Here is a 13,614-nt window from a genome sequence, read left to right on the forward strand (position 1 = left end):
AGAGAGGTCCGGGACGTCGCGAAGGGAGCTGACGTCTCTTGACGGCGCGCCACAAGCAGTCCCGCGACCCGCGTGGCCATTGGTGGTTACTCCTCCTCGTCCTGCCCTTGATGGCCGCGGTCCTGTTCTTCCAGGGCTGGACCAGCCACGAGGTCGACGAGGCGAAGACTCGCACACCCTGCACCGCGCCCGCACCGGACGCCGTCGCCCGCGGCGGACCCGTCATCGGCATCAACCGGGGTGGCGTCCAGACCGCCAGGATGCCCGCCCGCACCGTGGCCCTGACCTTCGACGGCGGCCCCAACCCCGTCTGGACCCCGCGCTTCCTCGACCTGCTGCGGCAGTACCGGGCACGCGCCACCTTCTTCGTCTTCGGCACCGATGCCGCGCGCTATCCCGAGCTGGTGCGGCGGATCCGCGCCGAGGGCCATGAGATCGCCTCGAACACGTACACCGGCGCCGTCATGGGCGAGTCGTCGCCCACCCGCTTCTCCGCTGAACTCGACCTGACCGAGAGCGCGTTGGCGAGCACCGCGGGCCAACGCCCCAAGCTGCTGCGGCTGCCGCGGACCACCACGCCGGACACGCTGTGCGGCCGCGAGTGGCAGGCGGCACAGAAGGCCGCCGAACGGGGTTACGTCGTGGTCGCCGCCGACCCGGAGACCCGGAAGGCGAGGCAGGGCCTGGTCCGGCAGTTCAGCCAGACGTCGCTCGCCTACGGGGAGACGAAGAAGCTCCTGAAGAACAGGAACGTGGACCGCTTCACGACTGTGTCGGCCGGGATGCGCCTCGACCCGTACGAGCCGGTGAGCACCGCCGAGCGCTGGCAGGGCACCTTCCTGACCTGGGTGACCAAGCTCGGGGACGCCTTCTCCAGCGCCATGGCCTGGGTACTCGGCATCGCGGGCACCCTCGGACTGCTGCGCCTCGCGCTGCTCGCCTACTTCGCCCGGAAACACGTCCGCCGGCTCGAGAGCTCCCGCCCCGGCGCGCCCTGGCTGCCGGAGGTCACCGAACCGGTCACGGTGCTGGTTCCCGCGTACAACGAAGAGGCCGGCATCGAGTCCACCGTCCTGTCCCTGCTGGCGTCCACCCACCGGCAGTTGCAGATCATCGTGATCGACGACGGCTCGACGGACCGCACGGCGGACATCGCCGAGGGGATCGGCGATCCGCGCGTGCAGGTGATCCGCAAGGTGAACGAGGGCAAGGCGGCCGCCCTCAACACCGGGCTCGCACACACACGGCACGACATCGTGGTCATGGTCGACGCCGACACCGTCTTCGAACCGGACGCCATCGGCCGGCTCATCCAGTCGCTGGCCCACCCCGCCGTCGGCGCCGTCAGCGGCAACGCCAAGGTCGGCAACCGGCGCCGCCTGCTGGCGAAGTGGCAGCACCTGGAGTACTGCTTCGGCTTCAACCTCGACCGCCGGATGTTCGAGGTCCTGGAGTGCATGACCACGGTCCCCGGAGCCATCGGCGCCTACCGCCGGGACGCGCTGGTGAGTGTCGGCGGAGTCAGCGAGGACACCCTCGCCGAGGACACCGACCTCACGATGGCGCTGTGGCGGGCGGGCTGGCGGGTGCTCTACGAGGAGTCCGCCGTCGCCTGGACCGAAGTGCCCACCTCGCTGGGCCAGTTGTGGCGACAGCGCTACCGCTGGTGCTACGGCACGATCCAGGCCATGTGGAAGCACCGCGGTGCCGTCCTGGACCGGGGAGTGTCCGGGCGCTTCGGCCGCCGCGGACTCACCTACATCGCACTGTTCCAGGTCCTCCTTCCGCTGCTCGCCCCGGTCATCGACGTGTTCGCCCTGTACGCGGTGCTGTTCCTCGACTCCTGGCTGGCGGCCGCCGTGTGGTTCAGCTTCGTGGGCGCCCAACTGGTCTGCGCCCACTACGCGTTGAAGCTCGACGGCGAGAAGGTGCGGGCCCTGTGGTCGATGCCGTTCCAGCTCTTCGTGTACCGGCAGCTGACGTACCTGGTCGTCATCCAGTCCATGGTCGCCCTGCTGTTCGGCAGCCGGCTCAAATGGCATCGCATGCGGCGTTCCGGCTCGGCCGCTGAACAGATCGGCGGCGCCGACTCGTATAAGAGCCTGACCACGAGGTGAGCGAGATGGCGTGAGGACTGGACAGACCGATGAGCGAGTGGACTGACCGTCTGCCGGACAACGACGGGGGTGGATGGAGAGACGCCGGCTGGGACGGGAGCGCCCGGCCGGACCTGGCGCGGGGCGACCGGGCGCCAGTGACGGACGGAAGCCCGGCCCCGCCCCCGTGGCGCACCGCGCCCCTGCCCGGTATGCCGTCGTCCGCCGGAGCGGGCCGTATGGACGCCGAGCACCAGCCCCACCGGCATCGCGCCAGATCCCGCAGAGGCAGGGTCCCCGACAGCGGCGGCAGACCCACCAGGCGCCGCCCCGCCCGGCGTAAGCGGACCGTGCGGGTGGCGATCGTCGGGCTCGCCGTCCTGCTCGTCTCTCCTCTTGGCGCGTACGTGTGGGCCGACACCGAGCTCACCAAGGAGGTCGACCTGGGCGCGCTCCCGGAGCGCCCCGCGCGGGGCAAGGGGACCAACTATCTGATCGTTGGCTCGGACAGCCGCGAGGGTCTGTCCGAGCAGGCCAGGCAGGATCTGCGGGCCGGCTCGACCGAGGGCCGCCGCACGGACTCGATGATCCTGCTGCACACCGGCGCGAACGGCACCACGATGATGAGCCTGCCACGCGACTCATGGGTGACCCTCCCGTCGTTCGTCCGCCCCGAGAACGGCCAGAACTACCGCGGGCCGAACAAGCTGAACGCGTCGTTCTCCCTGGGCGGCCCCGAACTGCTCGTGCAGACCATCGAACGCAACACCGGCCTGCACATCGACCACTACGCGGAGATCGGCTTCGCGGGCTTCGTCGGCATCGTGGACGCGGTCGGCGGCGTCGACATGTGCCTGGACCGCGCCATCAAGGACAAGGACTCGGGCGCGAACCTGCAGAAAGGCTGCCAGACCCTGAACGGCGCCGAGGCACTGGCGTTCGTACGGCAGCGCAAGCAGGAAGCCCAGGGCGACCTCGGCCGCACCCAGAACCAGCAGAAGTTCCTCGCCGCGCTCGCCAAGAAGGCCGTCAACCGCCAGACGCTCCTCAACCCGAGCAGGGTCTTACCGACCGCCGACGCCGGCCTCGACACCCTCATCGTGGACAAGGACACCAACCTGCCGGATCTCGTGGAACTGTTCCAGGCGATGCGCAAGGTCACGGCGGGCAACGGGCGCCAGATCAACGTCCCCGTCGCCGACCCGGCATTCAGGTCACCCCAGGGCGTCGCCGTGAAGTGGGACATGCGCCAGGCACGCCAGCTGTTCGCACAACTGCGGGAGGACCAGCCGGTGACCGTCCAGCAGCAGGGGCAGTGAGCCCTGTGGCCCGTTACAGGAACGGCGTACCGGCATCCAGCCCGGACAGGACCCGGCGTACAGCCTGACTCGTCTGCCATCTGGGCTCTGACCTGGTCTTATGGCCTGGTCGGGGCCTTTTGCCGTGTCGGGGCGCATCCCGCTTCTGCTCTGCGAGTTCCTGGGAGTTCCCGCGGAAGTGTGCACGCGTTGTGCACTGGGGCGGGTGTCTGGCGGTGGCTTCGATGAGTGATGCCACGGGGCCGCCGGACGGCGGGAGCCGGGGCTTCGATCTCGATACATGGATCCGGCCTCTGTGCGCTCTCGCAGTAGCAGGCGTTGCGGCCTACGCCTCGTATGTGCACCAGCGGGAGTTCGCTCTCCAAGGCGGAGCGGATGGGGTCAGCGCTTCGTTGTGGCCGCTGTCCGTGGATGGCCTTTTGCTCCTGGCGACGGTCGGCCTGTTGAGGCCTTACGATCCCGCACACGCCGTGCGCGGGGCGCTGTGTGGTCCGCCTTTCTGCTGGGGATCGCGGTGTCCCTGGCGGCCAATATCGCGGCGGCGCCTGCTCTGGAGTGGAAACCGGTGCTGGCCGCCGGTCGCGCTGCTGCTGTCGGTGGAACTCCTTGTGCACCGCCCGATCGATCGGCCGAGCGACGCAGTCACACATCTGTGGGAGCGAAGTAGCCGTGCGAAAAGTGACCATCGGCAGGAAGGCGAGGATCCGGCGACCCGCCCCCCGCCACCGACGCGCGGCACCACTGTCAAACGGCCCGACCAATCGAGCTTTAAACGGCCCAGCCCATAAAGCACAAGATCAGCCTCTCGCAGGGTGCCGGCTGTCGCGCTCGCGCGCACGCTCGTCCGGCAGGGGCTGTTCGGCCCAGATCGTCTTGCCGACGGAGGTCTGGCGGCTGCCCCAGCGCTCGGCGACCTGGGCGACGAGCAGCAGTCCGCGTCCGCCCTCGTCGAAGACGCGGGCCCGCCGCAGGTGCGGGGCTGTGCTGCTGCCGTCGGAGACTTCGCAGATGAGTGCGTCGGCGCGGATGAGCCGCAGCTGGACGGGGTCGTTGCCGTAACGGATGGCGTTGGTGACCAGCTCGCTGACGATCAGCTCGGTGGCGAACTCGAGCTCGGCCAGCCCCCAGGCGTCCAGCTGCTCGGCCGCCACCTTGCGGGCCCCGGCGACGGCCGCGGGATCCATGGGCAGCGGCCAGGTGTGTACCTGGCCGGCGCCGAGTGTGGAGGTGCGGGCCAGGAGCAGGACGATGTCGTCGGCAGAGGGGTCGGGCCGTACCTTGCGCAGCACTTCGTCGCAGGTTCCCTCCAGGTCGGCGGCCGGGCGGCGCAGCGCTTCACTCAGCAGCTCGAGTCCGACATCGATGTCGCGGCCGGGGGCCTCGATCAGGCCGTCGGTGTAGAGGGCGAGCAGGCTGCCCTCGCCCATGTCGATCCGGGCGGTCTCGAAGGGCAGTCCACCCAGGCCGAGCGGTGGCCCGACGGGCAGGTCCAGGACTTGTGCGGTGCCGTCGGGGGTTACCAGCACGGGCGGCGGGTGCCCTGCCCGTGCCAGGTCACAGCGGCCTGCGACGGGGTCGTAGACGGCGTAGAGGCAGGTGGCACCGACTTCTCCGGAAGCCTCCTCCGCCTGCCCACGCATGTCCGGCCCCTCCTCCCGGTCGAGGCGGATGACCAGGTCGTCCAGCCGGGTGAGCAGCTCGTCGGGTGTGAAATCGGCGTCGGCGAGGGTGCGTACGGCGGTGCGCAGACGGCCCATCGTGGCCGCGGCGTGCACGCCGTGGCCCACGACGTCGCCCACCACCAGCGCGACCCGTCCCCCGGACAGTGCGATGACGTCGAACCAGTCTCCGCCGACCTCGCCCCCTGAACCGGCGGGGAGGTACCGGTAGGCGAGATCCGCCGCCTCCGCTCGTGGCAGCCGCTCGGGCAGCAGGCTGCGTTGGAGTGTGAGGGCGGTCCGGTGCTCGCGTGTGTAGCGGCGGGCGTTGTCGATGCTCAAGGCCGCCCTGGCGGCGATCTCCTCGGCGAGCGTCAGATCGTCCTGGACGAAGGGATCCGCGGTGCGGTGCCGCAGGAGGTGCATCACACCCAAGGTGACTCCCCGGGCGCGCAGCGGCACCATCATCACCGAATGGATCTTGAATCTCCTGATGCTCTCGGCCCGGGCCGGGGAGGCCGCCGACCACTCGCGCAGCGGCGGGTCGCCCACACGGTAGAAGGCGCCCCGGCCGGTGTTCAGCGCCTGCGCCGGTGGCGAGCCAGGAGGGTAGACATCGACGTCGCCCGCCGGGACCACGGATTCCGGGCACCCCCGGAGCACCGACCGTTGCGCGGTACGGCGGAAGACGACCGGCGTGGCGGGGGGTATCGGTTGCGGCTCGTGTCCCTGGACGACCGACTCCAGCAGGTCGACGGTGACGAAGTCGGCGAACCCCGCCACGGCCACCTCGGCCAGTTCCTCGGCAGTCCGGGTCACGTCCAGGGTGCTGCCGATGCGCACGCTGGCGTCGTTCAGCACGGCGAGGCGACGTCGGGCCCAGTACTGCTCGGTGATGTCGATCACCAACGCCGACATCCCCAGCACCTCGCCCGCCCGGTCCTTCAGCGGGGAGAGGAAGAGCGACCACGCGTGATCGCGGACCTCACCCGAGGCCCGGAAAGGCTGCTCCTCGCGGAAGATCATCTCGCCGGTGCGCACGACCTGGTGCTGAAGGCGGTCGATCTCGTCCAGGGGCGGGGTGGGATACATCTCCCACAACGTCAGACCCCTCATCTCCTCCGGCTTCAGCCCCATGGCACGGCTCATCACCTGGTTACAGGTGACGAACCGCGCCTCACTGTCGTAGACGGCCACGGGCAACGGGAGCTGGGCGAGCGTGAGGTCCCACAGCTGCCCCGCCCCCGCCTCGGTCGGCCCGGCGGCGTACGTGACCTCCGCCGGGGTGACGACCCAGTGGGTCCTGCCCTCCGCGTCCGCCAGCGGCGTGCCCCGGAGCTGCACGGTGACACGGTCTCCGTGCCGGTTCCGCAGCGTCAGATCACTCGTCCACGGTTCCCTGGCGGCCAGGTGGCGCCGCAGCGCGACGGGCAGCCTCGCGGCGAGCAGGCCGGCCGCCGGCCTGCCCACCACGTCCTCGGGCTCGTACCCGAGCAGGCGCCCGGCTCCCTCGCTCCACACCATGACTGCCCCGCGGGCGTCGATGACGACCGCGAAGTCCTCGGGTGCTGCCGCACCCCCTGCTCCTGTGTCGGGCTCGTTGTCCATGGGGTATCCCGACCTCGTCCCTGCCGCGGCCCAGAACGGCGCTGCGTCACGCGTCACGGGCGCTGCCTCCAGCATCCCGCCGCGGCCCACCCCGCTCAACCGGCCGCAGCAGGCACGCCGACTGCCAGGCCTCGGAAATCTGCGGGCAGGTGACACCGTCCCGGGGTTTGCCGGTCCGGTCATGCAGGTAGGGCGGAATGGGCGGCGCGGATCCGCAGCCCCTCCCCTGTCCTCGGTTACCGGAAGAGGCGCTGCGGGACCGGCGCCTGGCACTCCTGAAGACCGCCTTCCTGGAACACGCCGCCCAGCACAACCTCCGTACGGTCATCCGCGAGGGCGCCGGCCTCGGCATCGACATCGACCCCGACAAGCTGGCCCGCTACCGCCAGGACCGCTGACGGACATCACCGGACATCCGGACAGACCGAGATCAAAGGACGGGACAATGACCGACATCATCACCGAGCAGGCCACGGCCGCAGCCTCCGGCGCCGCGGCCACCGAGCAGTTCCGCACCAGGCAGCGCGAGGGCGCGGCCGACGCCGACACCCAGCGCGTGGACACGCTCGCGACTGATCTCATCACCGCCGTCCACGACGTCGTCCGCCGCCACAAGGTCACTTACGCCGAGTACGACGCCCTCAAGGCATGGCTGATCCACGTCGGCCAGGACGGCGAGTGGCCGCTCTTCCTGGACGTATGGATCGAGCATGTGGTGGAGGAGGTCACGAGCGAGAGCCGCGAGGGCAGCAAGGGCACCATCGAGGGCCCTTACTACGTCCCTGACGCTCCGCGTCTGCCCGCCGAGGCGACCCTGCCGATGCGGGAGGGCGAGGAGGGCACGCCGCTGCTTTTCCAGGGGCAGGTGACGAGCGTGGACGGCACTCCGCTCTCCGGCGCCACGGTGGAAATCTGGCACGCCGACAACGACGGCTACTACTCGCAGTTCGCCCCCGGTCTGCCCGAGTGGAACCTGCGCGGCCACGTCGTGGCCGACGACCAGGGCGACTTCAAGATCCACACTATCCATCCGGCGCCGTACCAGATCCCGACCGACGGCTCCTGCGGCAGACTCATCGCCGCCGCGGGGTGGCACGCGTGGCGCCCCGCGCACCTCCACTTGAAGGTGTCGGCGCCGGGCCACCAACTCATCACCACCCAGCTGTATTTCCAGGGCGGCAGCCATGTCGGGGACGACATCGCGCAGGCCGTGAAGCCCGAACTGGTCCTGGCCCCCACGCCCGTTGTGGACGGCGACGCCAACGGCATCGGCAACGGCAACGGCAACGAGGTCACGTACGACTTCGTCCTCGATAAGGCGTGAGGCCCGGTGCTGTTCACGGTACGGATGGACGTCGAGATTCCGCACGGCCTCGACCCCGGGGTGCGCGCCGACCTGGTTGGCGCGGGAGAAGGCCTACTGCCAGGAACTGCAGAAGTCGGGGGAGTGGGTGCACATCTGGCGGTGTGTCGGGCACTACGCGAACATCAGCGTCTTCGACGTCACCGACAACGAGGCGCTGCACCGCGTCCTGTGGAACCTCCCCCTCTTCCCTTACATGAAGGTCGACGTGACACCGCTGGCTCAGCACCCGTCCGACCTTGCCGCCGGTGAGGCCGGGGCGTGATGATGGCCACCTCATCGGCCCCGACGTCACCGAACTTCTCCCCGAGCTGACCCTGGACCAGCAGTGGGACCTCACCGTCCACGAGGTCGCCCGTAACATCCACGCCAACCCGATTCTGGGCACGCCGCGACGTCGCCCTGCTCAACGACGCGGCGGCTCTACGGCTGACGTCGCTGCGAAGTGTGCAGTGTGCGTTGCGGACGTCAGTCCGCTGTGCCGCTCAGCAGGGCTTCGAGCTCGGTAGCGGCGTTGGCGCAGGTTCTTCCCCTCCTCCAAGCTGTGCTCCGCCTGCGGCACCTTGCAGGACAAGATGCCGTTGGGCGTCCGCACCTGGACGTGCGACAGCTGTGGTACGGCCCATGACCGGGATGTGAACGCAGCAACAACCTTCTGGCCGCCGGGCTGGCGGCGACAGTCTGTGGAGCTGGTGTAAGACCTCAACGGAGAACTCCGGGCGGGCAGTCGGCGGTGAAGCAGAAAACCCCACGGCGCGAGCCGTAGGACTCCCCCTCGTTCACGAGGAGAAGGAAGTCAACCGGTGGATCCCGGCCTCCGTCCGTCAGCGCCCCGACGGACTTAACTCGTCACCCGCCTTTCCTGTTCGGTGCGCAGGGCGTGCTCGCGGATGAGGGGCCGTAACGCCCGTACGCGTTCCACGAGTTCGGCATCGCTGCGAGGTGCGGTGGGACGAGGTGCGGACGACACAGCCATGGACGACGACCTCCCGGCACGACGAATCATCACCGTGACCCGGATCGCCGGACACTGTCAACGCCCCTTTACGCCACGGGTGTTGAAGCCAGGCGAACCGTTACGTCTGCTCCTGGGCGCGGGCGATGAGCAGGGCCACGTCGTCGTGGTTGTCGGGGTGGTGCAGGGTGCTCAGGAGGAGGTCGCAGACGTCTTCCAGGGGGCGGGCGGGGTCGTCGAGGAGATTGAGGAGCGTGTCGAGGCGTTCGTCGAGGCTGTGCTGGCGGGTCTCGACGAGACCGTCCGTGTAGAACACCAGCTGGTCGCCGGGCTCGAGGTCGACGGTGGTCGTCGAGAAGGGCACACCGCCCACGCCCAGCGGTGCCCCGGTGGGCAGTTCCAGCAGCTTCGGGTCGTGGCCGGCCCGGACCAGCGCGGGCGGCAGGTGCCCGGCGTTGGCGAAACTGCACTGCCCCTTATGGGGATCGTGCACGGCGTACACACAGGTCGCGATGTAGTGGTCCAGGCCCTCGGTGATCTTGTCGAGGTGCTCGAGGAGCCGGGCCGGATCCAGATCGAGCCCGGCCAGGGTGCTCGTCGCGGTCCGCAGCCGGCCCATCGTCGCGGCGGCGTTGATGCCGCTGCCCATCACGTCACCCACGACCAGCGCGGTCTTTCCGCCGTCCAGGGGGAGCACGTCGAACCAGTCGCCGCCGACCTCACCGACCGCACCCGCGGGCTGGTAGCGGGAGGCGACCTCGAGCCCGGTCGTCTCGGGCGGATGGCTGGGCAGCAGGCTGCGCTGCAGGGTGACGGCGGTGTTGCGGGCGTTCTGGTACCAGCGGGCGTTGTCGATCTGCACCGCCGCACGCGCGGCCAGCTCCCGCGCGAGCAGCAGGTCGTCCTCGCTGAACGGTCGCGGGTTACGGGTCCGTTTGAGCTCCAGGGCCCCGAGCACTTCGCCGCGCGCGATCAGCGGCACCGCCAGATACGAATGGACGCCAGCCCGCGCCTGAAGCGCCGCCGACTCCGGATCGCGGGCTATGCGGACCAGGTCTTTGTCCTCCACCCGCGCCACCAGGACCGGCACACCCGTCCGTACGCACTGAGTGACGAGCCGGTCCGGCTCATAGCGGGCGACCTGCCCGGCGGGGTCGGCCGCCCCGAGCGCTTCGCTGACATGGTCCGCCTGGACGGCCAGCGCGCGGATCACCGCCGGCTGAGCGGGCCGGAGAACGCTGGGGCGGCCCTCCATCACCGCTTCGAGCAGATCCACGGCCGCGACGTCGGCGAGTTCCGGCACGGCGACATCGGCCAACTCATGGGCGGTACGGTCCAGTTCGAGTGTGGTGCCGATACGGGTCGTGGCGTCGGCGATGACGGCCAGGCGCCGTCGCGCGGCCTCGGCCTCGATGTTCGCCCGGTGCCGCTCGGTGACGTCCACGACGGACGTGGCCACTCCCAGCACCGTGCCGAGGGCGTCCTCCAGCCGGTAGAACGAGATCGACCAGGCGTGGTCCTCGTCCGGATCGGCCGGGGTACGGCCGACGGTGTGCTGCTCGACGAGCGGGACGCCGGTGGCCAGCACCTGGCGCGCCGCGGCCTCCAGGGCGCCGGCGTCGACGGACGGCAGGACCTCGGGGACCGTCCGGCCGATGTGCTCCTTGGCGGGGACGCCGTTGATGCGCTCCAGCGCCGGGTTGACCGACACGTACCGCAGATCGGTGTCCAGGACGGCCAGGCCGATCGGCGACTGCGAGACGATCCGCGCGGACAGCGCCACGTCCCGCTCAAGCCGGCGCACGGTCTCCTGATCGGCGGCGAGACCGAGGGCGTACACGGCACCGCGGTCGTCCAGGAGCCGCATATTGCGGAACTCGACCAGCCGCGTGGTGCCGTCCTTGCGGCGTACGGGGAAGGCGCCGGCCCAGCCCTCACCGGTGAGCATCACGTCGGCGAAGAGTTTGACGACCAGATCGGCGTGCTGCTCGTGGACCATCAGCCTGGCCGCGTATTCGCCGAGCGCCTCCTGCGCCGTGTAGCCGAACAGCTCCTCGGCCTGCGGGCTCCACAGCACGACGCGCCCCTTGGTGTCCAGCACCACCGAGGCCACGCCCAGCACATCGAGCAGCCCGCTCGGCTGCACCGGTCCGCGAACGGGCTCCTCACCCTCGGTCACGGGAGATCCGGCTGCGCTCATCCCTCGCACCGCCTCAGGTCCTCGCGGCACACCGTTCCACGCGCCGACTGTCCCACTCTTATCGCGGCCACGCTGTCCTCCGGCATCACCTTCGTCTTTCTCCACCATCCCTCAACACAGCACCGGCTGTCCGGCGAAGACGCCGGGAGAGCAAGGGAGATCACGGCCGGACCGGCGACGCCTCGTAGCAGATCACCGCATACGCCACGATCCGCCGCCCCGGCGTGATGACGCTTCGGGCCCGCGATGTGGGGGAGCCGACGTGACTTTCGTGACCTGGGCCATTTCTCCCCGGCGAGCGGCGGGCTACCGTTCTGCTCCCCACCCCCGGTGATTGCGGACGGCCCGTGCACGCAGAACTCTCCCCGGTCATAGCGGCGACCGCTCAGTGGCTGACGTGTGCGTATCCGCCGGGCGGCGGTGCGCTGGACGCCGCGCTCTGCGAGGCGCAAGCCCGGCAGGCCGTGACCGTCGCGGCGTGGCTGCGCTATCCGACACCGATGGACGCCGCGCTCGTCGGCGTCGCGGGACCCGGAGGCTCCGGCCGGCTCGACTGGATCACGGGAGCGGAGGGGGCCGCGGCCGACGACGCGGACGGGTACGCGTGGCGGACCTGGGTGGACGAGGTCGTGGCCAGCTGGGCGGCCTGCCTGCTCACCGACCCGCAGCTGGCCGGGCAGGCGGTGACCGCGCTCGCCGACTCCAGCCACACGGCCTCGGCTCCGGCCGAGTTCCGCCGCCTGACCGCACCCGACGACCGCGACCGGCGCGCGGCAGCGCTGCTGCGCCACCCCGACCTCCTCGCGCCGATAGCCGAGCTGCACCACGCGGACCTCCTCGACCGACTGCGGCCCGGGCAAGCGCTGAGCGCCTGAAACAGTCGTAGATGCACCGACTGCCCGAGGGCAGGCATGCTCCTGGGGCAGTTGGGGACTCGGTGTGGCATGTCGAGCACCAAGCGAATCGATGCCGCGAGCCGCAGGCCGTGCGCGAAGACGGCGAACGGTCCTCCGGCTGACGGGAGGCGCAGAGGACCGCGCTCAGGGCCCCTGCCCACGCCGCTTGCCCTTCGCTCGACCCCGAGTCGGTGACGCGCGGCCCGGCAGCCAATGCGTCCGTCTCCGGCTCCGACGACGGCAGCCCACAGTCCATCGACCTCGCTGTGACAGCGCGGGGGGTGGACCGTCCGACCGGCGCCGGGACTCGGCCGTCGCTCTCCGTGCGTCACCCGAATGCAGTACACCACCGAGCCCGTGACGCCCCCGCGGCGGACGCTGATCGAGAGCTCGACGGCCTTCGGCCACGTCAGGAGCCCGGAGGCGAAGGACCGGGGGGCGATACGCCGTCGCCTACAGAGGAGATCTACATGAGCACCGATCTCGCCCGGAACTGGGACCATGCCGTCGTCACCGGCGGCGCGGGCTTCGTCGGTTCGCACCTGTGCAGCGCTCTGCTGGACTCCGGCACGGCGGTGACCTGCGTGGACGACTTCAGCACCGGCCGGCCCGAGAACGTGGCCGCGCTGCTCGACCGTCCCGGTTTCACCCTCGTGCGAGCCAACGTCTCCGAGGGACTCACCGTCGAGCGGCCCCCCGATCTCGTACTGCACTTCGCCTCCCCGGCGTCCCCCGCCGACTACCTCCGGCTGCCCCTGCACACCATGGAGACCGGCAGCCTCGGCACCCGCAACGCCCTGGAGCTCGCCCACGCCAGCGGAGCCCGCTTCCTCCTCGCGTCCACCTCCGAGATCTACGGCGACCCGCAGCAGCACCCCCAGGACGAGCGGTACTGGGGCAACGTGAACCCGGTCGGACCGCGCAGCGTGTACGACGAGGCCAAACGGTTCGGTGAGGCGCTGACCACCGCGCACGCCGAGACGCACGGCACCGACACCGGCATCGTGCGGCTGTTCAACACGTACGGCCCGAGGATGCGCGGTCACGACGGCCGCGCGGTTCCCACCTTCGTACGGCAGGCGCTGGACGGCGTACCCCTCACCGTCACCGGAGACGGACGCCAGACCCGCTCGCTGTGCTACGTCGACGACACCGTGCGCGGCATCCTCGCCGCGGCGGCACACGGTATGCGCGGCCCGGTCAACCTCGGCAACCCCACCGAGATCACCATGCTCGAGCTGGCCCGGCTCATCATCGAACTCACCGGATCCCGCTCCCAGATCAGCTTCATCGGACGCCCCACCGACGACCCCGCCGTGCGCTGCCCGGACATCACACTGGCCCGCGACAAGCTCGCCTGGGAACCGAGGGTGAGCGCCGAAGAAGGCCTGCGCCGCACCATCGCCTGGTTCCGCGAACGGGCGACCGCGACCTCCGGCCACTGAACCGGCGCACAGCGAACGCCCTCCCACCGCCCCCCGTAAAACGCGGCGCCGCCTTCGCCCCGACCCGCCGAACG

At 70.4% G+C, this 13,614-nt stretch carries 10 protein-coding genes and 1 pseudogene; 9 read left to right on the plus strand and 2 right to left on the minus strand.

Translation table 11 applies throughout. The annotated features are described in order from the left end of the window. Positions 1-38 precede the first annotated feature (38 nt). The 3 genes from OHT21_RS43835 (at position 39) to OHT21_RS43845 (ending at position 4,203) form a co-directional block, all read left to right on the plus strand. On the plus strand, positions 39-2,117 hold the full coding sequence (locus OHT21_RS43835; protein ID WP_443050593.1) for a glycosyltransferase: 2,079 nt from the start codon (positions 39-41) through the stop codon (positions 2,115-2,117). A gap of 29 nt (positions 2,118-2,146) precedes the next feature. After that, positions 2,147-3,415 carry an LCP family protein gene (locus OHT21_RS43840; RefSeq protein WP_328773823.1) on the plus strand — a complete coding sequence of 423 codons (1,269 nt, stop codon included), beginning with the start codon at positions 2,147-2,149 and terminating at the stop codon, positions 3,413-3,415. A 224-nt stretch (positions 3,416-3,639) separates the two neighbouring features. Next, positions 3,640-4,203, plus strand: a complete 564-nt coding sequence (locus OHT21_RS43845; RefSeq protein WP_328773824.1) for a DUF2637 domain-containing protein — start codon at positions 3,640-3,642, stop codon at positions 4,201-4,203. Positions 4,204-4,212: 9 nt separating this feature from the next. Here OHT21_RS43845 and OHT21_RS43850 read toward each other — a convergent pair whose 3' ends face one another. Next, positions 4,213-6,681, minus strand: a complete 2,469-nt coding sequence (locus OHT21_RS43850; RefSeq protein ID WP_328773825.1) for a SpoIIE family protein phosphatase — start codon at positions 6,679-6,681, stop codon at positions 4,213-4,215. A 197-nt stretch (positions 6,682-6,878) separates the two neighbouring features. Between OHT21_RS43850 and OHT21_RS43855 the strand changes: the two genes are divergently transcribed. The 4 genes and pseudogenes from OHT21_RS43855 to OHT21_RS43870 form a co-directional block, all read left to right on the plus strand. Beyond that, complete coding sequence (locus tag OHT21_RS43855; protein WP_328773826.1) at positions 6,879-7,079, plus strand: hypothetical protein; 201 nt, start codon at positions 6,879-6,881, stop codon at positions 7,077-7,079. A 47-nt stretch (positions 7,080-7,126) separates the two neighbouring features. Then, the gene (catA, locus tag OHT21_RS43860; protein ID WP_328773827.1) at positions 7,127-8,005 is read left to right on the plus strand and encodes a catechol 1,2-dioxygenase; all 879 of its coding nucleotides are present in this window, start codon (positions 7,127-7,129) and stop codon (positions 8,003-8,005) included. 76 nt (positions 8,006-8,081) lie between these two features. Further along, positions 8,082-8,309, plus strand: coding sequence for a muconolactone Delta-isomerase (locus OHT21_RS43865; RefSeq protein ID WP_443050596.1), 228 nt, complete (start codon positions 8,082-8,084; stop codon positions 8,307-8,309). 256 nt (positions 8,310-8,565) lie between these two features. After that, positions 8,566-8,810, plus strand: a pseudogene (locus OHT21_RS43870) (zinc ribbon domain-containing protein); the annotation flags it as partial. Positions 8,811-9,120: 310 nt separating this feature from the next. On the opposite strand, the gene OHT21_RS43875 reads toward OHT21_RS43870, so the two are convergent. After that, the gene (locus OHT21_RS43875) at positions 9,121-11,199 is read right to left on the minus strand and encodes a SpoIIE family protein phosphatase (RefSeq protein WP_328773828.1); all 2,079 of its coding nucleotides are present in this window, start codon (positions 11,197-11,199) and stop codon (positions 9,121-9,123) included. Positions 11,200-11,546: 347 nt separating this feature from the next. On the opposite strand from OHT21_RS43875, the gene OHT21_RS43880 reads away from it, so the two are divergent. Beyond that, the gene (locus OHT21_RS43880; protein ID WP_328773829.1) at positions 11,547-12,074 is read left to right on the plus strand and encodes a hypothetical protein; all 528 of its coding nucleotides are present in this window, start codon (positions 11,547-11,549) and stop codon (positions 12,072-12,074) included. Between the two features lie 491 nt (positions 12,075-12,565). After that, a complete protein-coding gene (locus tag OHT21_RS43885) occupies positions 12,566-13,540 on the plus strand; it encodes a UDP-glucuronic acid decarboxylase family protein (protein ID WP_328773830.1) in 975 nt (324 codons plus the stop codon). Positions 13,541-13,614: the final 74 nt, after the last annotated feature.

The sequence above is a fragment of the Streptomyces sp. NBC_00286 genome (genome assembly GCF_036173125.1).
GTDB lineage: Bacteria > Actinomycetota > Actinomycetes > Streptomycetales > Streptomycetaceae > Streptomyces.